The organism is Williamsia sp. 1135, from assembly GCF_002095395.1.
Taxonomy (GTDB): domain Bacteria; phylum Actinomycetota; class Actinomycetes; order Mycobacteriales; family Mycobacteriaceae; genus Williamsia.
Window position 1 is genome coordinate 31553 of sequence record NZ_MJEI01000106.1, and the last position, 21619, is coordinate 53171.

Genomic DNA, 21619 nt, shown 5'->3' on the forward strand with positions numbered 1-21619 from the left:
GCGATGAGTGCCGCAATAGTGATTGTCGGGGCCGGTCTCGGTGGCGCGCGACTGGTGGCCGATCTCCGGAACGAAGGCTATGAGGGCGAGCTGATCCTCATCGGCAAGGAGACCCGGATCCCTTACGACCGACCGCCACTGTCCAAGGCGGTGTTGACCGGGGACAAAGACGACGTCGACCTGCAACCGCAAGAGTTCTACACCGAGAAGAATGTCGATCTGCGGACCGGAACGCGCGTCACCGCAATCGATCCGGATGCACACACCGTGACCGTCGAGCCGGTCGAGGGTGGGACAGCGGAGACCGTCTCGTACAGCACCCTGATTCTCGCGACGGGTCTCGATCCCCGCAGCCTCCCGTTCGCGGCGGGCAAATCCGGCGTGCACACCCTGCGCACCTACGACGATGCGATGGCGCTGCGGTCGGAGATCGAGGGCGCGACCACCGCGGTGGTCATCGGAGCCGGGTTCATCGGCTGCGAGGTCGCTGCAAGCCTGAGCACGAAAGGCCTCAAGGTCACCGTCGTCGAGCCGGCACTCGCGCCGCTGGCGATCGCACTCGGTGAACAGGTCGGCACCATGGTCGGTCGGATCCATGCGGATCGCGGTGTCGAGATCCGCACCGGCGTCGGCGTCACCGGCATCACCGGCGATGACACCGTGTCAGGCGTGACGCTCGCGGACGGGACGGAGTTGCCCGCCGACATCGTGGTACTCGGAATCGGTTCGACCCCGGTGGTCGACTACCTGGAGGGGTCTGGCATCGCGCTGGCCGATCGTGAGTTCGGCGGCGGCATCGCCTGCGACGAGGTGGGCCGCACCAGTGCGCCGGATGTCTACGCCATCGGAGACGTCGCCAACTGGCGCGACGAGCACGGCGTGCCGTCGCGGGTCGAGCATTGGAACAATGTCATCGAGCAGGCCGCAAAGGTCGCCTACGCGATCCTCGGGGTCGACGAATCGAATGCCCGCCCGTTCGTGCCGTACTTCTGGAGCGACCAGTTCGAGGTCAAGGTTCAGGCCCTGGGGCATCCCTCGGCCGGCGACGACGTACACGTGATCTCCGACGACGGAACCAAGTTCGTGGTCTATTACAGTCGCGGCGGCGTCTTCACCGCCGTGGTGGGCGCAGGTAAGGCCGGCGCCGTCATGAAGATGCGGGCCAAACTGCTCGAGAAGACCCCGATCTCGGAACTGATCGGCTGATGCCCGCCGCCGGGCCGGCGCCGACCGCGGCGGCGGTCAAGGCGGCCCTGGCAGGTCTTGCCGATCCTGCCCGTGCGGAGAGCTCGGCCCGGTTCTTCAAGACCGGGCCCGGCGAGTACGGCGACGGAGACCGGTTCATCGGTGTGAGAGTTCCGGCGCAACGCCAGGTGGCCAGAGCTTTCCGCGGTCTCGACGAGGCAGGTGTCCGCGACCTGCTCTCCAGTGAGATCCATGAGCACCGGCTGACCGGCCTGCTGCTGCTCCGATCGGGTTTCGAACGGGCGCATTCGGAGTCGGACCGGCGAGAATGGGTGCGATGCTATCTCGACGCGGTCTTCGAAGGTCGCGTCGACAATTGGGATCTGGTGGACTCGTCGGCGCCCTACATCCTCGGTGAATCGCTTGTGGGAGCCGATCATTCGTTCTTGTTCGAGTTGGTCGCAGAGGTCGATCTGTGGCGGCGCCGGGTCGCGATTCTCGCGACGCACGCCTTCATCAAACGCGGCGACGGCACGACCCTGCTCGAGTTGGCGCCTCTGGTCCTCGATGATCGTCGTGATCTGATCCAGAAGGCGGTGGGCTGGATGCTGCGCGAAACCGGTAAGCGGGTGGACCGTGCTGTCCTACTGCACTTCCTGGAGCAGTACGCAGCCGAGATGGGACGGACCGCGTTGAGCTATGCCACGGAACACCTCGGCGGAGAGCAACGCGCGCACTTTCGTGAGATGCGCTGACGCGGTTCAGAACTCGATCTTCAGCGTGTTCGACGTCGGCCGGGCCTGGCACCCGAGGATGTAGCCATCGGCGATGTCGTCCTCGTCGAGCGCGCCGACGTTCTCCATTTCCACCGTGCCCTCGGTGACGGTGCACGCGCACGATCCGCACTCACCTTCACGGCACGAATACGGGACGTCGAGTCCGGCTGACAACATGATGTCGACCAGGGTTTGGCTTCGGGGCCAAGACATCTCGTGGACCTCCCCGTCGAGCTCGACCTCCACCGTCGCGGCGTCTGCGATCTCGTCCTCGGTGAGCTCGGCAGGTGCGGTGTCCTCGAAAGGGTCGCCGGACAGCGAGCTGAAGACCTCGGCGTGCACCTGATGATGTGACATCTCGATGGCGGCAAGAGCTTTGTGCACCGCGTCCATGAACGGTCCCGGACCGCACATGTAGGCGTTGTATGCCTTGAACGGGCGCAGCAGGGTGGCGAGCGATTCCACCGACGGCATGCCCTGCACGGACTGTAGCCAGTGCACCACGGTCAGACGTTCGTGGAACCGCTGCTGCAGATCGCGCAGTTCGGCTGCAAAGATCACGTCGTTCTCGCTGCGATTGGCGTAGACCAGCAGCACCCGGCCGCTGCCCTGAGACAGTGCAGACTTGAGGATCGACATCACGGGGGTGATGCCACTGCCTGCGCCGAGCAGCAGGATCGGCGCGTTCAGGTCCGCGGGGGTGAACACACCCGACGGTGGCAGGACCTCGATCTGGTCACCGACTTTGATGTTGTCGCAGATCCAGTTGGAGCCGTACCCGTCGATTGTCCGCTTGACGGTCACCTTGGGCTTCTCGTCACCGAAGGGGGACGAGGCGAGCGAGTAGCAGCGGGCCACGGACCCGGTCTGGTCGCTGGGGACCCGCAGGGTCAGGAATTGACCGGGTTTGTAGCGGAAACGCTCGGCGTTGTCCTCCGGCACATCGAAGACCAGCGATTTCGCGTCGCCGGTCTCGTCGATCACGTCGGCCACGGTCAACACAACGCTCCGGGTGCTGTGCGGGGACACGGTCACCGGCGTACCTCCTAGTCGTGGAGAACTATGCGCGAAAACAGGAACACGTTCTAGTTTAGATTACCAGTGCCTCCACCCGGCCCCGACCTTCCGTTGGTGGCAGGTGTGAGAACGTCTTCCAGCCCGAGGGTCAGTATCCGGCTGCCCCGGGTCAGGAGTTCGTCGAGGTCCGCGTCCGGATCGTCGAGCCACTGTTCGTAGGCGGCCAGGGCGGTGGCCAGCAGTGTCCACGCCACGGTCTGGGGGATGAGGCCGGACGGGTCGCTGCCGGTTCGCGTCGCGACGAACTCGGCGACCACGTTGCGCCACCCGGTGTACATGAGCATCGAATGTGCTTGCAGTGCCGGAACACCGAGCAGCAGGCGCATCCGTCGTCGATGGTGTTCGCGATGCTCGGCGGGCACCTCGTTGAAGGCGAGCAGTGCGGTTTGCAGGGCGTCGGCCACCGGCATGTCCGGCGGCAGTTCGGTGAGCAGGCGACGCATGTCCTGGAGGTGTTCGTCGAAGTCACCCCAGGCGATCGCGTTCTTCGACGGGTAGTAGCGGAACAACGTCCGGCGGGCGATTCCGGCGGCGGCCGCGACATCGTCCACGCTCGTCTCGTCGAAACCGGACTCGGTGAAGAGATCGATCGCGGCTTCGGTGATCTTCGACTTGGTCGTGCTGGGTCGCCTGCCGATCTGGGCGGTCATGGCACCCGCAATCTGCTGGTCAACGGACGGTCCCTCCATGCCCCGGGCATCGGCTTGAGTCGCGGGTGCAACAGAGGCCATGGTAGTTGCTCACCGATCCACGAAGTCGAGTACTGCGGTAGTGAATGCGTCGTTGTCGTCACCTGCGGCCGTGTGGCCCGCGCCGGCGAGTTCGACGACTTCGACCGTCGGGACGAGTTCGACGAAGTCGCGGACGGCTTGTTCGCTGACAACGTCCGAGAGTCGGCCCCTGATCAGCTGGATCGGAATGGTCAGGGACTGTGCCTGCCGTTCCAAGAGGTCGGTGCGAATCGTGGACTCGTCGATCGGAGGCGTGAGGAACGCAGGATCCCAATGCCAGTACCAGCGCCCGTCGTCGCGCCTGCGGAGGTTCCTTTTGAGCCCTTCCGAGGACCCCGTGGCCCGGCGGTGCGGTAAGTACTCGGCGATCGCGGCGGCGGCCTGGTCGAGGTCGTCGAACCCGTCGACATTGCCGGCCATGAAGTCCCGAATTCGCTGACTGCCGGACTTTTCGAAGCGTGGGACCACATCGACCAACACCAGTTTGTCGACCGAGCCGGTGGGAGCCAGTGCGGAGATGCCGATCCCCGCCATACCGCCCATGCTGGCGCCGACGATCGTCACCGGATCATGTCGTCCGGTCAGCTCGGGGATCTGCTCGAGCACCCCCAGCCCATCCCTGTTCTGGGCCTGCAGGCTGTAGTCGGCATCCGCGTCCCAGTCGCTGTCACCATGGCCTCGGCTGTCGAGTGCGATCACATCCGAACCGCGCTGCGCGAGCACCTGGCCGGTGTTCTTCCAGGAATGGCGGGTCTGGCCGCCGCCGTGCAAGAGGAGAATCGTTGATCCGGGGGAGTCGTCGCCGCGGACGGGCTTCCAGTGATCGGCCGCCAGCGACAGGCCTCCGGAGCCGCGCAGTCGCACCTCTGTCGGTTGTGGTGCCTCAGCTGAATCCACGTCGCGCTCCTTTCGATGTTCCTCTGTCGACCATCTCACTGCCGTCGGCGGGCACGTCTTCCAGGTTCTGTGGTTGCGGGGTCGGGGCGTCGCGCCGGGTGGCCGTACCTGTCCATTTGGGTGGTTTTCGACGATTTCCAATAAATTTCTGTCCAGCGCTGGCATTTGTGCACTGAGTGCCATTATGGTGAGGGTCACAGTCACGAATACATCTGGAGGCAATCACATGACCGCTCAGAATCCGGCTTCGCAGTCCGACAGCATCACCTCGACCGAGTCCGAACTGGTCTCGGAATCGTTGGTCGAAGAGGTGTCGATCGACGGCATGTGCGGCGTCTACTGACATGAGTGTTGCCACGACTGATCTCGTGTTCGACGCTGATCGGGCGTGGGTGCTGAACTCTTCGGTCGCGTTGCGGCCGGAACCGTTCGGTGCGCTGCTGTACCACTTCGGCACTCGTAAGCTGTCGTTTCTCAAGAACCTGACAGTGGTCGAAGTGGTGCAGTCGCTGCCCGAGCACGCCAGTGCCACCGACGCCTTGGCCGCTGCCGGTATCGCCGACAACGACCGCCCGCTCTACCTGAATGCGCTTGCCGCACTGGCTGCTTCGGGCATGATCGTCCAACCCTCTTGAGTTTGCGCACCCTCGCGAACTCCACCCCCTTGAGGACTCTGCCATGACTTCAATTCTCGAGCGCCCCGCTGCGCCCCGCCAGCCCGTCGGCCGTTTGGTCGACCAATTCGAAAAGGGTCTCGACGCCCCGATCTGTCTGACCTGGGAGCTCACGTACGCCTGCAACCTCTCGTGCGTGCACTGCCTGTCGTCGTCGGGTAAGCGCGATCCCCGTGAACTCGACACCGCCCAGTGCAAGGCCATCATCGATGAGCTGCAGCGCATGCAGGTCTTCTACGTCAACATCGGTGGCGGCGAGCCGACCGTCCGCCCGGACTTCTGGGAACTGGTCGACTACGCCACTGATCACCAAGTGGGCGTGAAGTTCTCGACCAACGGACTGAAGATCGACAAGAAGGTCGCCCAGCGTCTGGCCGCGTCCGACTACGTCGACGTGCAGATCTCCCTCGACGGTGCGACCGCCGAGGTCAACGACGCCGTGCGCGGGCCGGGTTCTTTCGACATGGCCATCAAGGCGCTCGAGAACCTGCACGAGGCCGGTTTCGCCGATGCCAAGATCAGCGTGGTCGTCACCCGCCAGAACGTCACTCAGCTCGACGAGTTCAAGGCGCTGGCGGACCGTTTCGGTGCGACCCTTCGTATCACCCGGCTGCGGCCGTCCGGTCGCGGCGCCGATGTGTGGGACGACCTGCATCCGTTGCCCGAGCAGCAGCGTGGCCTCTACAACTGGCTCGTCGAACACGGCGAAGGGGTGCTGACCGGCGACTCGTTCTTTCACCTGTCGGCATTCGCCGAACCTGGTCAGGGTGCTCTGCCCGGTCTGAACCTCTGTGGTGCCGGGCGCGTGGTCTGCCTGATCGATCCGATCGGCGACGTCTACGCCTGCCCGTTCGCGATCCACGAGAACTTCCTGGCCGGAAACATCCTGGAAGACGGTGGATTCAAGACGATCTGGCAAGAATCGGATCTGTTCCTGGAACTGCGTGAGCCGCAGAACGCGGGCGCGTGCACCAAGTGTGCGCACTTCGACGCCTGCCGCGGTGGTTGCATGGCTGCGAAGTTCTTCACCGGACTTCCGCTCGCCGGCCCCGACCCGGAGTGCGTCCAGGGTTACGGAGAAACCCTGCTCGAGCAGGACCGCAGCGTTCCCTCGGCGAACAAGGATCACTCCCGTGGTGTGCCGCTGACCCTGATGACCCGGCCACCGTCGCGTGACTGCGACGAGAACCCCCTCGCCGGTTTCGCACCGGAACTGACCCCCTCCAAGTAACGAAGAACCCCGGCAGAGTTGCCGGGTGAGCAAAGGAATATCGCGATGGCGAACCCCTGGTTCGAGACAGTTCTAGAAGCCCAGCGACGGGCGAAAAAACGCCTTCCCAGATCGGTGTACTCGTCGCTGATCGCAGGTAGCGAGAAGGGCATCACGACGGCTGACAACGTCGAGGCCTTCTCCGAACTGGGGTTCGCCCCGCATGTCGTCGGCGCCAGCGCCGAGCGGGAACTCTCGACATCAATCATGGGACAAGAGATCTCGCTTCCGGTGATGATCTCGCCGACCGGCGTCCAGGCCGTCGACAAAGAGGGCGAAGTCGCTGTGGCCCGCGCCGCTGCGGCCCGCGGCACCGCAATGGGACTGTCGAGTTTCGCCAGCAAGCCCATCGAAGAGGTCACCGCGGTCAACGACAAGATCTTCTTCCAGGCCTACTGGCTCAACTCGCGCGAGGACATCCTCAAGCGCGCCGAGCGGGCTCGCGAAGCCGGCGCCAAAGGTCTCATCGTCACGACCGACTGGTCGTTCTCGATGGGCCGCGACTGGGGCAGCCCCGAGATCCCCGAGAAGGTCGACTTCAAGGCGCTGCTCAAGCTCGCCCCCGAAATCGCCGTCAAACCGCGCTACGCCTGGGACTGGTTCAACAAGGGCAAGCCGATCATCCCGGACCTGACCGCCCCCAACGTCGTCGACAAGGGCCAGACCGGCCCCACGTTTTTCGGTGCGTACGGACAGTGGATGCAGACCGCACCCCCGTCCTGGGAAGACCTCGCCTGGCTGCGTGAGCAGTGGGGCGGACCGTTCATGGTCAAGGGCATCACCCGGCTTGACGACGCCAAGCGGGCAGTTGACATCGGCGCCACCGCCATCTCGGTCTCCAACCACGGCGGCAACAATCTCGACGGCACCCCGGCCACCATCCGCATGCTCGGCCCCATCGCCGACGCTGTCGGCGGCGACATCCAGGTGCTGCTCGACGGTGGCATCCGCCGCGGCAGCGACGTCGTCAAAGCCCTCGCGCTCGGCGCCGACGCAGTCATGATCGGTCGCGCCTACCTCTGGGGCCTGGCCGCCAACGGCCAGACCGGCGTCGAGAACGTCCTCGACATCCTTCGCGGCGGCATCGACTCCGCTCTGATGGGCCTGGGCCGCAAGAGCATCCACGAACTCACCCGCGACGACATCATCGTCCCGGAGGGGTTCGAGAAGCGGTTCGGCGAGACCACCGCGTAGATCACCACCGCAAACCCAACCGTTTCGGTCAAACCCACCGGTTCAGAACCCCTGGGTTTGACCGGAGCGGGTGGGTTTGTTTCTCGGGACCAAACCTGGCCAGACGCCACTAGAACACGTTACAGTTCTGTCATGGGAGATTTTGACGGCAAGGTCGTCTACATCACGGGTATCGCCCGCGGGCAGGGTCGCAGCCACGCGATCCGGTTTGCCGAAGAGGGCGCCTCGGTCATCGGGCTCGACGTGTGCAAAGAGGTCACGGCCATCGGGTACCCGGCGGCCACCGCCGAGGATTTCGAGGAAACGGTCCGGCTCGTGAAAGAGGCCGGTGGCAATATTCTTGCGCGCCAGATCGATACCCGCGACCTCGCCGCCCAGCAGCAACTGGTTGCCGACGGTGTCGCGCAGTTCGGGCGCCTCGACTACGTGATCGCGAACGCCGGTGTACTCACGTGGGGCGCTGTTCACGAGCTGTCGGAAAGCCAGTTCATGGACGTCATCGACGTCAACGTGAACGGCAGCTGGAAGACCCTGAAGGCCACCATCCCGGCGATGATCGAGGCCGGAAACGGCGGCTCGATCGTCATCATCTCCTCGGTGGCCGGGATCAAGTCGATGCCCATGCAGGCCGCGTACTCGGCATCGAAGCATGCACTGGTGGGGCTGTCGCACACCGCCGCAAAAGAATTGGGCCAGCACCGGATTCGTGTCAACACGATTCATCCTTACGGCGTGGACACCCCGATGTGCATCGAAGACACCGACGCGTTCGCGGTTTTCGAGATGCCGGAGTACCAGCCACACTTCCTGCCGATCCTGCCCGGAATGGCGAAGTCGCGGGACATCAGTGATGCCGTGATGTACCTGTGCTCGAAGAGTGCGCGTTTCATCACCGCGTCGTCCATCGAGGTCGACATGGGCGCCACCAAAATCTGACGGACGCAAATGCACACGTTCCAGTCATAAGCACACGTTGCAACGTGTGCTCATGACTGAACGGTGTGCATCTGTGGGATCAGTCGAGCCAGAGCGTGGCGGGATCGGCGGCCGCCCGCGCGGGTGCCGCCGGGACGTCGGGTACCGATCGCGAAAAGCGTGGTGCCACAGCCGGTTGCGTGACCCCGTCGACCTCGATGAGTGTCTGTCGCGCCACGAGGTGCTTGTTCTGTGTCGCCTCGTCCCAGTCGAGCACGGGTGAGGCGCAGGCGTCGGTGCCGTCGAAGATCGCGGCCCATTCGTCGCGGGTCTTGGACTTGAAGACCTCGGCGAACCGCACCTTCATGGCCGGCCACTGCGGCATGTCGAGCTGATGCGGCAAAGTCTCGTCGTCGGTCAGACCCATGCCTTCCAGCAGGAGTGTGTAGAACTGCGGTTCGATGGCGCCCACGGCGAAGTACTTGCCATCAGAGGTCTCGTACACCTCGTAGAACGGTGCGCCCGTGTCGAGCAGGTTGGCGCCGCGGGTGTCGCCCCAGAAGCCCGTTCCGCGCCAGGCCCACATCATCTGGCCGAGGACCGAGACGCCGTCGACCATCGCGGCGTCCACGGTCTGACCCTTGCCCGACTTCTCCCGCTCCAGAAGAGCGGCGAGGATTCCCTGCACGAGGAACATCGATCCGCCGCCGAAGTCACCGAACAGGTTCAGCGGCGGTGTCGGCCGTTCCTCGGCGCGCCCCACCGCGTGCAGCAGACCGGTCAGCGAGATGTAGTTGATGTCGTGGCCGGCGACCTGCGAGAGCGGGCCGTCCTGGCCCCAGCCGGTCATCCGGCCGTAGACGATCCGCGGGTTGACCGCAGCGACATCGTCCGGACCGAACCCCAGGCGCTCGGTGACACCGGGCCGAAAACCCTCGATGACGACATCGGCCTTGGCGATCAAGTTCATGATCGCTTCTTTGTCCACCGGGTCTTTCAGGTTGGCCTCGACCACCGTCCGGTTGCGCAACAGTTGGTCTGCCACCTGGCCTTCCTGCGGGAGCTTGCCGGGTCGCTCGATGCGCACCACCTCGGCTCCCAGGTCGCCCAGCATCATCGCTGCGTGCGGCCCGGGTCCGATGCCTGCGAACTCGATCACTCGCGTTCCGCTCAGCGGTCCGTTCTTTGCCATGTATCGCCCCTCATCGTCGAGTGGTTGACCGCACACGCAATGGACGGGCGCGGTGACTTCACAACCAATACGGTCGGTTCACAAGTAAACCAGGGACCGAGCGCTTGTTCGGGTCGAGCTCCGCCTTCGGCGTCGTCTCGGTGTTCGGGTCGGGCTCCGGATCCGGGTTGGGAAGGCAAACCCCTTCTGGCCACGGGGCATACGGACTACCATTGACCGAATGACGTCGTCGGGCAGGCTCGGTGTGCAGAGCTGGACCGAGTTGGACGGGCGTTCGACTACTGTCGTCGTTCCATTGGGTTCCATTGAGCAACATGGTCCCCATCTGCCACTCGATACCGACGTCCGTATCGCCACCGCTGTCGCGGAGGGCGCGGCCGGCCTCGAGGCAGGTGAGAGTACGGGAGAAGGTCAGGTCCGCGACCTGTTCGTCGCCCCCGCCTTGAACTATGGCGCCGCCGGCGAACACGAGGGCTTTCCCGGCACAATTTCCATCGGTCGCGAGGTGCTACAGGCGGTGCTGGTGGAGTACGGTCGCAGTGCGTGCCGATGGGCACATCGGCTGGTGTTTGTGAACGGGCACGGCGGCAACGGATCGGTGTTGGCGGCCGCAGTCAAGCAGTTGCGCGGCGAAGGACGAGACGTCGCCTGGTATGGATGCAATTCGCCGGGTGGCGACGCCCATGCGGGTTTCACCGAAACGTCGCTGTTGCTTCACATCTCACCGGCGGTGGTCAAGACGGCGGAGTTGGTGCGCGGCAACGTGGCTCCGGTGTCGGAGCTGATGGCGTCGATGCGTGCAGGGGGAGTGGCAGCAGTGAGTGACAATGGCGTTCTCGGTGATCCGACGCAGGCGTCGGAAGCCGATGGAAGGCGGATGTTGAGCGAGATGGTGGCGGGTCTGTCGGAGGCGTTGGATGCCTGGCAGCCCGATGCGATGGGAATGCTGCGGTGATCTCTGATCAGGACAGCCGCCAGGACGAGACGACGGCGGCGGAGTCGCCGGAGGTCGTCGATCCGAAGGCCTCATTTCCTCCCCACGGATTCCAGGTTCAGATCGACTCGCACTGCACCGTCTCCGACGACCGACGTCACATCGTCGGCGGATCACCGCTTCGACTGCTGAATCTCTCGCAGATCGCCGGGGGCCTGCTCGACGCCGACGGCAGACTGGCCGTACACAACCGGCTCACGTCACAGTTGGCTCGTAAATTGCTCGACGCCGGTGTCGGGCATCCGCGCCCCATGTTCGGGCCCGCCGAATCCGACGTCACGGTGGTTGTTCCGGTGCGCGACAACCAGTCCGGGATCGACCGTCTGATCGCCGGTCTGGGCGGCCACAAAGTGGTGATCGTCGACGACGGCTCCGTGATCCCCGTGCGGGCACCCGGCGCCACCGTGTTGCGCACCGAGCGGAGCAAAGGACCGGCCGCCGCGCGGAACCGGGGAGCGGCCGGGGTCACGACGGAGTTCTTGGCCTTCCTGGATTCAGATGTCGTGCCCGAACACGACTGGCTGACCAAACTCCTCGGACACTTCTCCGACCCCAAGGTCGCGCTCGTCGCCCCGCGGATCGTCGCGTTGGACGCCGGCGGGGGTGCGACGTCCCGGTATGAAGCATTGTGTTCCTCGCTGGACATGGGACGCCGCGAGGGTCCCATCGCGCCGCGTTCGCGGATCCCGTACGTCCCCAGCGCGGCCATGGTCATGCGGCGCAACTGCTTCGAGGGTTTCGACGAGACGATGGAAGTCGCCGAGGACGTCGACCTCTGCTGGCGCCTGCACGAGCTCGGGTGGTCGCTGCGGTACGACCCGATCGCCACGGTCGCCCACGATCATCGAAGCCAGCTCTCGAAAAGTCTCGATCGCAAGCGGTACTACGGCACGGGCGCCGCACTCCTGTCCGGTCGGCATCCGGGACTGGGCGCTCCTCTCGCGTTGACGGTCCCCATGGCAGCCGCCATGGCCGCGTTGATCACCGGAACCGCCTGGGGTGTGCTGGCCGCGTTGGTCGTCTTCGGGGTCATCGGTGGCAAATTGCACAAACGGGTGTCGCCGATGCCGGACGCGGCGCGGATGGCCGCCAAGCTGACGGCGCAGTCGGTCGGGTTCGGGTTGCTGCAATCGGCGTCGGCCCTGTGCCGGCACTATTGGCCACTGTCCTTCTTACTTGCGCTGGTGTCCAAGCGATTTCGTACCCTGCTGGTGGCGGTCGCCGTCGGCGAGGCCGCGTACGAGTGGGTCCGGCTGGAGTTGGTGAATCCGGAACCCGGTGCCCGCGTAGGGTGGTGGCGTTTCATGGTGCTGAAGCGACTTGATGACCTCGCCTACGGCACCGGCCTTTGGCAGGGGGCGCTGGCAGGGCGCAGCGCTGACGCGCTCTACCCCCGGATCAGCAATACGGTGACCACTGAGTCGCGGCCACCGGCCACGCATACCGGCGTCGGATGATCGCCTCCGGCGCGGATGTCATCATCGTCGGTGCCGGTAGCAGTGGATGTGTTGTTGCCGAGCGTCTCTCGCGCGATCCCAGGCGTTCGGTCCTGGTGTTGGAAGCCGGTGGAGGACCACCGGATCGGCAGTCACTGCGGCTGAGCCATCTGCCCATCGGCGCCGGTTCCGGCCGCGCGGTCCACTACCCGAGCGCGCAGGGTTTCGACCTTCCGCGGGGCCGGGGAGTCGGCGGATCCTCGGCAGTCAACGGTGGATATTTCGTGCGCTGGCACCAACGGGACTTCGACGGTTGGTCCACCGAACACTGGTCGGCGTCCGACATCGCCGCGACCTACGATCGCCTAGACGGTGGCGAAGCGGGTGGCGGAATCATGAATGCCTCGGCATTCGCCGATGACGAACTCGAACCCACTGCTGTTGCCTTCGAAAAGCATTGGAATGATGAAGGTTTCGGACGGAGTCCAACGCCGTGGCCGGCCGAGGGCGTTGTCAGGGTCCGGTCGAATCGTGATGGCTGGTATCGCCGATCGGCGGCCGACATACTCCAGCCGATTCTCATCCAGCGCCCGAACCTCCAGGTGATGACGGGTTCCGAGGCCGTCGGTGTCCGCACGCGTGGCGGGCGGGCCGTCGGCGTGGCTGTAGGGGAGCGGGTGTTGACCGCGGATGAGGTCATCCTCTGCGCGGGGACGCTCGGCACAGCTGAACTGCTCGCCCGGTCCGACTTGTTGGACCTCGACCAAAGTCGCATCTGGGAGCATCGAGAGCGACTGGTGCGATTTGCGCCGGCCGCCGTGCGCCACGAGCCGGCGCGCGCCCTGCTGCAGACGGTTCTGCAGACCGCCGACGGTATTGAATTACGTTGCTACAACGATGACTTTGCCAGTTTCATCGATGGGCTCACTCCATCCTCCCAGGCCTTCGGTGTTGCGTTGATGCATCCCGAGCGATCGGGTTCCCTGCTATGGGACCCGATCTCTCGGCTGCGGGTAGACCTCGGCGAAATTTCGCCGAGCGACGCCGACAAACTCGGGGCGTGGGCGGCGCGGATGGTCGCGATGCTGCAAGGCCCACGGTTCGAGCAGCTGGTCGAGCCCGGCACAGTGGCGGTGGAATCGGTTGTACGAACGTCCCAGCACGCCTGGGGAACGATGCCGATGGGTGCGGCGACAGACTGGCTTGGAGCGGCCCGCGCAGTACCGGGCTTACGCATCGTCGATGCGTCGATTCTGCCGTCAGCGGGGTCGAGTGGTCCGCATGCGACCGTCATGATGGTGGCGTCACGTATTGCGGATCGGATTGCGTGACGGTCCGACCATTGGTCGCGCGGGTAGTTTGGTGCCATGACTTCTGTTGCTGATCCCGCTGTCCGTCGGTTCCTGGAAGAGGGGACCCGTACCGGTCATCTCGGCTACACGGCGTCAGACGGCCGGCCGCTCGTGGCCCCGGTCTGGTTTGTGGTCGACGGTGACCGGGTCGCCTTCAACACCGGAGCCGACACTGCGAAAGGGAAGGCCATTGCCCGCGATGGTCGTGTGGTTCTGTGCGTCGACTTGCAAGAGCCACCATTTGCCTTCGTCCAGATCCAGGGTGTGGCGGAGGTGAGCGAAGACCTGGCCGAAGTTCATCGGATTGCGACGGCGTGTGGTGGCCGGTACATGGGTGCTGATCGCGCGAAGGAGTTCGGTGACCGCAATGGCGTCGAAGGCGAACTGGTGATCTGGATCAATGCGACGAAAGTGATTGCGTCGTTGGATGCGACGGCGTGAGCGGTCAGCTCACAGGCACCAGGGCGTAGCGTGACACTTCCCATGGACCTACACCGGTCGAGGTGCGGAGTTCGGAAGTAACGTCCTTATTAGCTGAGGTAATGTCTTGGCGATGGTCGCACCGCGAATATCGGTCATTGTCCCAGCGTTCAACGAGAACGAAACGATTCGCGATTGTCTGCAAAGTTTGCTCGATCAAATCGATGATCTCAAAGAAGTGATCGCAGTTGATAACAACTCGACTGACGGAACGGACGAGATTATCGAGGAGTTCGTTTCCCGCAGCCCGAAATTCACGCTCCTCCGAGTTACTCGCCAGGGTCTTGTCCCGGCCCGTAATGCCGGATTTGCCGCGGCGCGCGGCGATATTCTTGCCCGCATCGATGCAGACACCCGGGTATGCGCCGGTTGGGCGGATGCGGTCGCCGACTTCTTTGACAAGCATGGCGCCGCCATCGCCGGGGCAACGGGACTGTGCTCCCTCTACGACGCGCCTTTTCAAGAAGGCTATCGGCGAAAGCACCGCGAAGTCACCGCGACTCTCCGCGACAATGCCGGAGGGCCGACTGATTACGGCCGGTTGTTCGGTTCGAACATGGCTGTGACGGCGACCGCCTGGGACAAAATCCGTGATCGGACGTCGGACAGGGACGATGTCTTCGAAGATCTCGACATAGCTCTTTGCCTGCGGGAGGCCGGCTTTCGCACGGCTCTGATGCCTGGCGCGGACGCGCAGATCTCCGGACGGAGATACCTGGTGGGTCCGGTTGCACACCTCCGGTATCTGATCTGTGATCAGCGCACTTATCAGGTGCACGGCATGCAGAAGGAACGCCTGTCAGCGATCTTGAAAATGTTTGTCGTCGACATTCCTTTTTACGCTTCGATGTTCTTGCCTTTCCGGCTCTACGACCTGGAGCAGGGAAAGTTTTCTCTGTCAGCGTTTAACAGGGTCAGGCGATTGAAGGTGCGGGCACACAGCTGAAACCGTAGGGACACGCGTACGCTCGCCGTTGTGCAATCGAAGGCCGAAATCGGCAAGTTCACTCTCGATGTTCTCAGTCGGCTGATAGCCCCGGGGGCGCATGTGGCGTTGGTCGACTATCCACATTATTTCAATGCCGGTGACGCCTTGATCTATCGCGGAACGCTGAGCTATCTACGAGAACTGCGCGCGCATGTCGATTATGTCTGTTCGCCGTACAACTACGACTCGGCGTTGCTGCGGCGGCAGGTGCCGGAGGGGCCGATCCTCTTGCAGGGTGGGGGTAACTTCGGCGACCGATGGCCGCTGCATCAGCTGTTTCGGGAGCAGGTTCTGACCGACTTCCCGGACCGGATGGTGGTCCAGATGCCGCAGAGTATCGACTTCTCCGATCCGGTTTCGCTGGAGAGGGCCCGGTCGAGCTACGAGAAGCACGGCAACGTGACGTTGCTCGCCAGGGACCGAGGGGGTTTCGATCGGATGGAGCGCGATTTTCCCGCGTGTCGGATCGAGTTCTGTCCCGACGTCGCGTTCGGTGTCGTCGATCTGTTACCGGTCGGCAAAGCCACCCTCGACATCGCCATGGTCGTGCGCCAAGACGTCGAGGCGGCGTCCGACCCGGCCGACTTCGACGCGGCTGATCTGGCGATCGAACGGGCAGACTGGCATCTCGGAGTCGCTGGAAATCTCGGTTGGTGGTCGCGGTCGATCGCCGAGGCCGCGTTGTTCCGAGGGTCGGCGGTCAAGGACCGCATTTATCCCTCGGTTCGGCGATCGATGGATGCCCGGGCAGAGCTGAACATCTCGGCGGCCGTTCGGCGTTTGTCTCGCGGCCGGGTGGTCGTGACCGATCGACTGCATGCGGCTGTTCTGTCGGTGTTGCTGGACAAGCCGGTGGTGATGGTCGACAACGTCACCGGAAAGGTGTCGGCGATTCATCGCGACTACCTGGGTGCGCTGCCGGACGTCCACATCGCAGCTGGTTTCGCTGAGGCGGGACCGATTGCCCTGGAACTGGCTTCGAAGAGTCACTGACGACCGGCCCCACTTGTCACCGACGCATGCGTCTAGTTCCGCGAAGCAGCTGCCCGTCGGTAGCCCCGCAAAGCGGGGTAGGCGAACACGAGAATGATGCCCACCGCCCAGATGACGGTCTTGGTCAGGCTCTCGGCCACCGGCCCGCCGGTAGCCAAGGCCCGCATCGTTTCGATGGCGCAGGTCATGGGCTGATTGCGAACCAGGGGCTGGATGATCTCTGGATAGGCACTGATCGGTGAGAACCCCGAGTTGAAGAACATGAGCAAGCTCGTGAACAGCGACATGATCGGCACGAGAGGAAGATTCGAGCCCGACACCGCGAGAGTCAAGACGATCGTCGAGTACGCAGCGCCGTAGAGCAGCGCGACGGCGAACACCCCTATGGCGGGAAGGAGCCCCTGATTGAATCTCCAGCCGATCAACATGCCGACGGTCGTCAGCACGAGTGTGCTCACCAGGATGCGAATCAATTCGACGTTGACCCGAGACGAAATGTCTGCCGCGCGGTGAACCGGCATCACATAGAGTCGCGTGAGCAGTCCGGTACGGCGTTCACTGATGAGGCGGGTTCCGACGGCCAGCGAACCGAACATGGCGCCGACCAGCACCACAAGAGGAACTGTTCCGTACGCACTGTTCTGTCCTGTCGCCTGTCCGACGGCGTCACCGAGCACCACCTTGAACATGAGCATGCTCAGCAGCGGGAACAACAGACTCTGGGCAAGCGTCAGTCGATCTCGGACCACGACACGGAATTGTCGACCGGTCAGCAATCCGGTGTGCGCCAGATAAGCACGGAACCCGAGTTCGCGGGGCGAGGCCGACGCGGAGAAGGTTGTCGCGACGGCGGCACGGTCTCCTGTGAGCTCAACCGGATCGGGTAGAGGCGCTGCCTGCACGGTTTCGGTATTACGCAGCTGCACTTCTCGAACGTCGATCTTGACGGTCGGCGCCTGCTGGAGCTCGATCGGAAAGTCCCCGCCCGCGCGAACGCGGCGGGAGGTGATCTGTGTCAGTCGGCCGGTCCGGGACTGCTCGCCCGAGTCATCCGGGTCGTCCGACTCGGCCTTCGGCGAATCGAGCGCGATCTGCTCTGTTGCCCAATCGGCGGCCAGCGCGCCGGGTGACAGCATCGCCCAAGGGCCGACTACCGCGCGCATCGACCCGGACTCGGAGTAAGCCGCCGGTCTGCGTATTGGTCGCGTAGCCAGATCGGATGCATCGTCGACGTCGTCCCGACGGGCACGTCTGGGACCGGGTGAGACCGCCTCGGTGCGCCACCAGTGATCCTGTCGTGCACCGCCATCTCCCCGATGCCGAGGAGCTCTCGTTTCGTTCGGCGAATCGTCGGAAGCCGTGTTCCTGTTGCTCGAGGTCATCGGCGGCTACTCCGGATCGTCACAAACAGGCCACCGAGGACCGCGACCAGGGCAACACCTCCGGCCCAACAGAGCGGTGGGATGAGCAGACCCCACGTCACCGTGCCTCCGTCGAAGCCGCGCATCAGATCTGTGAATTGTGAAATCGGTTGGTTTCGCGCGAATGGCTGAATCCATTCGGGAAACCTCTCCTCGGGTATGAACCCTGTCGAGAGCATCCCGAGGATCAATTGTGGAAGTGCCAGTGCCTGACTCGTGGCCTCTGGATTTCGCGAAATCGTCCCGATGATGTCAGCACCGAAAGCCAAGATCATGCCGACGACGAAAGCGACGGTGAAGAACCCGATCAGGTTCAGGACGCCCGAGTCAGGTCGCCAACCGATGACAAGTCCCGAAATCACGGCCCAAACCAACGATATGACGAGCAGCACCATGTTCGCGCCGAGTCGTGCCATCAAGGGCACCATCGCGTTCACAGGCATGCTGCGCAGCCGATTGGTCAATCCCAGGCTCCCGTCGTTCGCCGCGCGCATCGCGGCGGACGTGGCGACGAATCCAACCGACTGGAGGCAGATGACCGGCATGAGGAATTGCGCGTAGTCCATGCCCGGGTAGTTGTTCATGATCGCCCGGAGCGGAATGTAGAAACAGATCGTCAGGAACACCGGGGCGGTGATCGACAAGAAGAACTCGCCCTGCCGGCCCATCCCTCTGAGTGATCGGTTCGTCAGGGCCAGCCATTGCTGTACCGGGTGGACCGAAGGACGATCGGCGTCGGACGCGACGACCCTGGCGGGGTTCGCAGTCGTCATGAGCCACCAGGAGCAGTGGTGGCGCTGTCGGTCAGTTTGAGGAACACGTCGTCGAGCGAGGGACGTCGTAGACCGACATCAGTGAGTTCGATGCCTGCCGCGTCTGTCCTCTTGACGATCTCGACCAGGGTCTGTGTGGCGTTGACCGCGGGCAAGGTCAGAGATGTCCGAGACATGTCGATCCGGATCGCGCCCTCTGGGACGAGGTCGGCAAGCAGTGTCTTGATCTTCGCGAGGTCGTCGGGGTAGCTGGGGATGACTTCGCAGAAGTTGCCGCTGACCTTTTCTTTCAGCTCGTTGGCGGTTCCCTCGGCGATGACCCGACCTTTGTCGATGACAACGATCCGATCGCTGAGCAGATCTGCTTCTTCCAGGTATTGGGTCGTGAGGAGGGTGGTTATGCCCTGATCGCGAAGTGACGTGACGATGTTCCACACGTCTTGTCGGCTGCGCGGATCGAGTCCGGTGGTCGGCTCGTCCAAGAAGACGACCTCTGGGCGAACGACCAGGCCGCATGCAATGTCGATTCGTCGACGCATGCCACCCGAGAACTTGCCGACCCGTCGGGACGCGGCATCCACCAGGTTGAATGCCTCGAGCAATTCGTCGGCACGATGCGTGGCGTCGTTCTTTCGCAGGCCCATCAGGCGACCGAAGAGGACGAGATTCTCGCGGCCCGTCAACGACTCGTCCAAGGCGGCGAACTGACCGGTGAGCATGATCGATTTACGTACTGCTGCACGATCTTTGACGACGTCATAGCCGGCGATCTCGGCGCTGCCGCCGTCCGGGGTGAGCAGTGTGGCCAGCATGTTGACGGTGGTGGTTTTGCCCGCGCCGTTCGGCCCCAGCAGTCCCAGCACGGTACCGGTGGGTACCTCGAAACTGACTCCGTCGACTGCCGTGAACTCGCCGAAGCGCTTGACCAGGTTGTCTGCGACAACACTGTTCCTTCGCTCGACCGCGGGCACATCAGCGTCCCCGACCCGGAACTCGGTGATGGGATAGGAATGGGCCGCCGTCCGCTGGTCAGAGTGGTCGTGACTGTTGCTCGATCGCGTAACTCGGCCCCGCCTCGCTTGCATGTCCGTCCCGTCATCGTCATGGTCGCATGGCGGCGCGCGCCCCTGATCGACCATAACGAACCTAGCGCAGAAATCCGGGCGTAACACTACGGCGTTCCGCGTCGATATCGTCTGTGTGAATGAAATGTCGGCCAATTGGTATTCAAAGGTCTAGCAATGGCTATAATTCGGTGACCTGGACGGGGCTATTGCAGGTAACCGAACGAATACGTGTTTCGTAGGTCGCATTCGGCGCACGTGGCGAGATGGGAGGGCGTTGTGGTTCTGCAGCTCCGACGTAATGGTAGGGGGCCATCGGCTCCGACTGGTGGCCGTAACACGCGTGACCGCGGCGGTCGCACACTGACGCAGATGGTGATGACTGCAGCTGAGGCTGCGCGTGATCGGCCGGCGGTCGTCGGTCCGGACTACGCAGTGAGCTTCGGCGAGCTCAAAGCGCGGGCGCAAGGCGCCGCCGTAGCGATGTCGAGTGAATCGGGTGTGGATGACTCCGCTCTCACGGTCGCCCTCATGACCGCTGTTCCCGGCCTAGCGGTTGCGGGCCCCAAGGGTCTGGCGGATACGCTGAGCGGGATACGGATTCAAGCAATGATGGTTCTCGCCGAGTTCGAACTGGTCTGAATCGGGCCCCGTGCTTCGTGCCGCTGCTGCGGTGCGCCGGGTTGCCTCGACCAGGGGGTTCGCGGTGGGACATTTATGGAGGGACCACCATGAGCAACCCATTTGACGACGAAGACGGCCGGTTCTTTGTGCTGGTCAACGATGAGAATCAGCACTCGCTGTGGCCGACGTTCGCCGACATCCCGTCAGGTTGGAACAAGGTCTTCGGTGAAGCTTCCCGAAGTGAATGCCTCGATTACGTCAACGAACACTGGACCGACCTGCGTCCGCAGAGCTTGATCGACGCAATGGAAGCCGACTCGGCTCAGTAGGCGGCAAACTCGCGGCGCGACTTCCTTCGCAATACTCGCTCGATCAGCTATCCTGATCGTGACAGTCGCGAGTGTCCGTGATGGTCACGTGGGTGTCTTTGTCGAATCGGGTGCGAAGACTCCATCGATCTCGAGGTCTCCGCAGGTGAGGGACCAGTCACCGCTAGCTGTGGTACACATCACACCCCGATCGTGTAACAGCTTGGAAAACCGCTCTTCCCTTATCCTTCGCGTACTGTGACTATTACTACGCGAAGCTAGATACAAGTCGTGGTAGACGCACAGGGTTGGTGAGCATATGGCTATTTCAACGATTCGTCCTCAGTCGAGGGTCGATGAGTCTGTTGCGCAGGTTGTCGGACTGCCTGAGGCGGTCTTGCAGATCACTCGTGTGACACCTGACCGCGTGGTTGTCAGGTACCGCTCGCGGGTCCTCAACTACCGCGACCTCACCGCCGCCATCAATTTGATGATGCCTGTGACGCGTAGTCAGCAGATGGACGATCGGGCCGCTGTGGTCGCAGCCATTTTCGCCGGCATCCCCGCTCTGGGTTCCGAGCCAAACGCTGCGGCTGTAACCGGCGTCGTGGACGGCGCGTTGGCGCAGATTGCCACGGACCTCGCCGATCTGAATTCGGCTACAGCGCCGCCGCGCGAGCGCGTCACGGCAAACCGCACGAGCGAAATGGATCTGCGCGTCATCGCCAGCCGCCTCACCGGCAAGTAGAGCGGTTCGGAGGTAGTCGGCCCCGGCAAGTGCGGGTGCATCACGTCGGTGACTGATCCCGACCGGTGTGGCACCGCTAGGCGAGATCGCGGCGCTGGAAATGCCAGGTCGACATCCGCTTGACGTTCTGGGTTTCCCTAGCCATCTGCACGTGCATTTGCTGTTCTCTGAATGCCGACGTAACGTTGGATCTTCGTTCAGTAGACACAATTTGTGATCTTTAAACCAATGAATCCGGCCTTTGATGCTGTCCGGTTCGATTTCGGCTGAGGTCTAGAATTAGGCTTCAGATATGCAGCGGCCCGTTATCTATCCATGTAACGCGTGTGACAGCCTTGTCGATATGTCACAGAACGACATGCCTTATCGCGTGTCTGAACTCTGATGTTCGAACGCGTGGTTACTGTTGGAGGACGCCCGGGTAGGGCGTTGACGACGCTGAGGACCGGGTGTCACGAAGATCGGTTGCGTAGCCACGGTCGTTCGAAGCCGAGGCGAGCATTCGTTCGAGATTGGAGCGAGAGATT

The 21619-nt window shown here is 63.4% G+C and carries 23 protein-coding genes; 16 read left to right on the top strand and 7 right to left on the bottom strand.

What is annotated here, in order from left to right; all coding sequences use genetic code 11:
- Positions 1-3: 3 nt before the first annotated feature.
- Positions 4-1206, top strand: a complete 1203-nt coding sequence (locus tag BFL43_RS24815) for an FAD-dependent oxidoreductase (RefSeq protein ID WP_084896157.1) — start codon at positions 4-6, stop codon at positions 1204-1206.
- On the top strand, positions 1206-1940 hold the full coding sequence (locus BFL43_RS24820) for a DNA alkylation repair protein (protein ID WP_084895801.1): 735 nt from the start codon (positions 1206-1208) through the stop codon (positions 1938-1940). Before BFL43_RS24815 ends, BFL43_RS24820 begins: the two co-directional genes overlap by 1 nt.
- Positions 1941-1946: 6 nt before the next feature.
- Here the strand turns inward: BFL43_RS24820 and BFL43_RS24825 are convergent, their stop codons facing one another.
- The 3 genes from BFL43_RS24825 to BFL43_RS24835 all read right to left on the bottom strand — a co-directional run bounded on the left by BFL43_RS24825 (position 1947) and on the right by BFL43_RS24835 (position 4609).
- Complete coding sequence (locus tag BFL43_RS24825; protein WP_084895803.1) at positions 1947-2996, bottom strand: ferredoxin--NADP reductase; 1050 nt, start codon at positions 2994-2996, stop codon at positions 1947-1949.
- Between the two features lie 50 nt (positions 2997-3046).
- Positions 3047-3688 carry a mycofactocin system transcriptional regulator gene (mftR, locus tag BFL43_RS24830; RefSeq protein WP_084896159.1) on the bottom strand — a complete coding sequence of 214 codons (642 nt, stop codon included), beginning with the start codon at positions 3686-3688 and terminating at the stop codon, positions 3047-3049.
- A gap of 90 nt (positions 3689-3778) precedes the next feature.
- Positions 3779-4609, bottom strand: coding sequence for an alpha/beta hydrolase (locus BFL43_RS24835; protein ID WP_240498493.1), 831 nt, complete (start codon positions 4607-4609; stop codon positions 3779-3781).
- Between the two features lie 283 nt (positions 4610-4892).
- Between BFL43_RS24835 and mftA the strand changes: the two genes are divergently transcribed.
- The 5 genes from mftA (at position 4893) to BFL43_RS24860 (ending at position 8740) form a co-directional block, all read left to right on the top strand.
- Positions 4893-5009, top strand: a complete 117-nt coding sequence (gene mftA, locus BFL43_RS24840) for a mycofactocin precursor MftA (protein ID WP_084895805.1) — start codon at positions 4893-4895, stop codon at positions 5007-5009.
- Between the two features lies 1 nt (position 5010).
- The gene (gene mftB, locus BFL43_RS24845) at positions 5011-5301 is read left to right on the top strand and encodes a mycofactocin biosynthesis chaperone MftB (protein ID WP_084895807.1); all 291 of its coding nucleotides are present in this window, start codon (positions 5011-5013) and stop codon (positions 5299-5301) included.
- A 43-nt stretch (positions 5302-5344) separates the two neighbouring features.
- The gene (mftC, locus tag BFL43_RS24850) at positions 5345-6571 is read left to right on the top strand and encodes a mycofactocin radical SAM maturase (RefSeq protein ID WP_084895808.1); all 1227 of its coding nucleotides are present in this window, start codon (positions 5345-5347) and stop codon (positions 6569-6571) included.
- A gap of 45 nt (positions 6572-6616) precedes the next feature.
- On the top strand, positions 6617-7804 hold the full coding sequence (gene mftD, locus BFL43_RS24855; RefSeq protein WP_084895809.1) for a pre-mycofactocin synthase MftD: 1188 nt from the start codon (positions 6617-6619) through the stop codon (positions 7802-7804).
- A 132-nt stretch (positions 7805-7936) separates the two neighbouring features.
- Positions 7937-8740, top strand: a complete 804-nt coding sequence (locus BFL43_RS24860; protein WP_084895811.1) for a mycofactocin-coupled SDR family oxidoreductase — start codon at positions 7937-7939, stop codon at positions 8738-8740.
- 79 nt (positions 8741-8819) lie between these two features.
- Here the strand turns inward: BFL43_RS24860 and BFL43_RS24865 are convergent, their stop codons facing one another.
- The gene (locus tag BFL43_RS24865) at positions 8820-9911 is read right to left on the bottom strand and encodes a CaiB/BaiF CoA-transferase family protein (protein WP_084895813.1); all 1092 of its coding nucleotides are present in this window, start codon (positions 9909-9911) and stop codon (positions 8820-8822) included.
- Positions 9912-10131: 220 nt separating this feature from the next.
- On the opposite strand from BFL43_RS24865, the gene mftE reads away from it, so the two are divergent.
- The 6 genes from mftE (at position 10132) to BFL43_RS24895 (ending at position 16154) form a co-directional block, all read left to right on the top strand.
- Positions 10132-10866, top strand: a complete 735-nt coding sequence (gene mftE / locus BFL43_RS24870; RefSeq protein ID WP_084895815.1) for a mycofactocin biosynthesis peptidyl-dipeptidase MftE — start codon at positions 10132-10134, stop codon at positions 10864-10866.
- A complete protein-coding gene (gene mftF, locus BFL43_RS24875) occupies positions 10863-12362 on the top strand; it encodes a mycofactocin biosynthesis glycosyltransferase MftF (protein ID WP_084895817.1) in 1500 nt (499 codons plus the stop codon). Before mftE ends, mftF begins: the two co-directional genes overlap by 4 nt.
- Positions 12359-13672: a mycofactocin system GMC family oxidoreductase MftG gene (gene mftG, locus BFL43_RS24880; RefSeq protein WP_084895819.1), complete on the top strand. Its 1314-nt coding sequence runs from the start codon at positions 12359-12361 to the stop codon at positions 13670-13672. The genes mftF and mftG overlap by 4 nt, the downstream gene beginning before the upstream one ends.
- Before the next feature lie 36 nt (positions 13673-13708).
- Entirely contained in the window at positions 13709-14134 is a 426-nt protein-coding gene (locus BFL43_RS24885) for a PPOX class F420-dependent oxidoreductase (RefSeq protein WP_084895821.1), read from the top strand.
- A gap of 112 nt (positions 14135-14246) precedes the next feature.
- The gene (locus tag BFL43_RS24890; RefSeq protein WP_143695544.1) at positions 14247-15119 is read left to right on the top strand and encodes a glycosyltransferase family 2 protein; all 873 of its coding nucleotides are present in this window, start codon (positions 14247-14249) and stop codon (positions 15117-15119) included.
- A 30-nt stretch (positions 15120-15149) separates the two neighbouring features.
- Positions 15150-16154: a polysaccharide pyruvyl transferase family protein gene (locus tag BFL43_RS24895; RefSeq protein ID WP_084895824.1), complete on the top strand. Its 1005-nt coding sequence runs from the start codon at positions 15150-15152 to the stop codon at positions 16152-16154.
- A 32-nt stretch (positions 16155-16186) separates the two neighbouring features.
- Here the strand turns inward: BFL43_RS24895 and BFL43_RS24900 are convergent, their stop codons facing one another.
- From BFL43_RS24900 to BFL43_RS24910, 3 genes are all read right to left on the bottom strand, one after another.
- On the bottom strand, positions 16187-17056 hold the full coding sequence (locus tag BFL43_RS24900) for an ABC transporter permease (RefSeq protein ID WP_240498494.1): 870 nt from the start codon (positions 17054-17056) through the stop codon (positions 16187-16189).
- Positions 17057-17532: 476 nt separating this feature from the next.
- The gene (locus BFL43_RS24905) at positions 17533-18348 is read right to left on the bottom strand and encodes an ABC transporter permease (RefSeq protein ID WP_084895828.1); all 816 of its coding nucleotides are present in this window, start codon (positions 18346-18348) and stop codon (positions 17533-17535) included.
- Positions 18345-19319 carry an ATP-binding cassette domain-containing protein gene (locus BFL43_RS24910; protein ID WP_084896163.1) on the bottom strand — a complete coding sequence of 325 codons (975 nt, stop codon included), beginning with the start codon at positions 19317-19319 and terminating at the stop codon, positions 18345-18347. The genes BFL43_RS24905 and BFL43_RS24910 overlap by 4 nt, the downstream gene beginning before the upstream one ends.
- Positions 19320-19790: 471 nt before the next feature.
- Between BFL43_RS24910 and BFL43_RS24915 the strand changes: the two genes are divergently transcribed.
- The 3 genes from BFL43_RS24915 to BFL43_RS24925 all read left to right on the top strand — a co-directional run bounded on the left by BFL43_RS24915 (position 19791) and on the right by BFL43_RS24925 (position 21092).
- Positions 19791-20054 carry a hypothetical protein gene (locus BFL43_RS24915; RefSeq protein ID WP_143695545.1) on the top strand — a complete coding sequence of 88 codons (264 nt, stop codon included), beginning with the start codon at positions 19791-19793 and terminating at the stop codon, positions 20052-20054.
- Positions 20055-20143: 89 nt separating this feature from the next.
- Positions 20144-20365 (top strand): MbtH family protein, encoded by a 222-nt coding sequence (locus BFL43_RS24920; RefSeq protein WP_084895831.1) that lies wholly within the window; start codon positions 20144-20146, stop codon positions 20363-20365.
- Between the two features lie 298 nt (positions 20366-20663).
- The gene (locus BFL43_RS24925) at positions 20664-21092 is read left to right on the top strand and encodes a hypothetical protein (RefSeq protein ID WP_084895833.1); all 429 of its coding nucleotides are present in this window, start codon (positions 20664-20666) and stop codon (positions 21090-21092) included.
- Positions 21093-21619 lie beyond the last annotated feature (527 nt).

Excerpts from the sequence above, each read along its gene's own strand:
- BFL43_RS24815 (WP_084896157.1), top strand. The coding sequence starts at position 4 with ATGAGTGCCGCAATAGTGATTGTCGGGGCCGGTCTCGGTGGCGCGCGA.
- BFL43_RS24820 (WP_084895801.1), top strand. The coding sequence starts at position 1,206 with ATGCCCGCCGCCGGGCCGGCGCCGACCGCGGCGGCGGTCAAGGCGGCC.
- mftR (WP_084896159.1), bottom strand. The coding sequence starts at position 3,688 with ATGACCGCCCAGATCGGCAGGCGACCCAGCACGACCAAGTCGAAGATC.
- mftA (WP_084895805.1), top strand. The coding sequence starts at position 4,893 with ATGACCGCTCAGAATCCGGCTTCGCAGTCCGACAGCATCACCTCGACC.
- mftB (WP_084895807.1), top strand. The coding sequence starts at position 5,011 with ATGAGTGTTGCCACGACTGATCTCGTGTTCGACGCTGATCGGGCGTGG.
- mftC (WP_084895808.1), top strand. The coding sequence starts at position 5,345 with ATGACTTCAATTCTCGAGCGCCCCGCTGCGCCCCGCCAGCCCGTCGGC.
- mftD (WP_084895809.1), top strand. The coding sequence starts at position 6,617 with ATGGCGAACCCCTGGTTCGAGACAGTTCTAGAAGCCCAGCGACGGGCG.
- BFL43_RS24860 (WP_084895811.1), top strand. The coding sequence starts at position 7,937 with ATGGGAGATTTTGACGGCAAGGTCGTCTACATCACGGGTATCGCCCGC.
- BFL43_RS24865 (WP_084895813.1), bottom strand. The coding sequence starts at position 9,911 with ATGGCAAAGAACGGACCGCTGAGCGGAACGCGAGTGATCGAGTTCGCA.
- mftE (WP_084895815.1), top strand. The coding sequence starts at position 10,132 with ATGACGTCGTCGGGCAGGCTCGGTGTGCAGAGCTGGACCGAGTTGGAC.
- mftG (WP_084895819.1), top strand. The coding sequence starts at position 12,359 with ATGATCGCCTCCGGCGCGGATGTCATCATCGTCGGTGCCGGTAGCAGT.
- BFL43_RS24885 (WP_084895821.1), top strand. The coding sequence starts at position 13,709 with ATGACTTCTGTTGCTGATCCCGCTGTCCGTCGGTTCCTGGAAGAGGGG.
- BFL43_RS24890 (WP_143695544.1), top strand. The coding sequence starts at position 14,247 with ATGGTCGCACCGCGAATATCGGTCATTGTCCCAGCGTTCAACGAGAAC.
- BFL43_RS24905 (WP_084895828.1), bottom strand. The coding sequence starts at position 18,348 with ATGACGACTGCGAACCCCGCCAGGGTCGTCGCGTCCGACGCCGATCGT.
- BFL43_RS24915 (WP_143695545.1), top strand. The coding sequence starts at position 19,791 with ATGACTGCAGCTGAGGCTGCGCGTGATCGGCCGGCGGTCGTCGGTCCG.
- BFL43_RS24920 (WP_084895831.1), top strand. The coding sequence starts at position 20,144 with ATGAGCAACCCATTTGACGACGAAGACGGCCGGTTCTTTGTGCTGGTC.
- BFL43_RS24925 (WP_084895833.1), top strand. The coding sequence starts at position 20,664 with ATGGCTATTTCAACGATTCGTCCTCAGTCGAGGGTCGATGAGTCTGTT.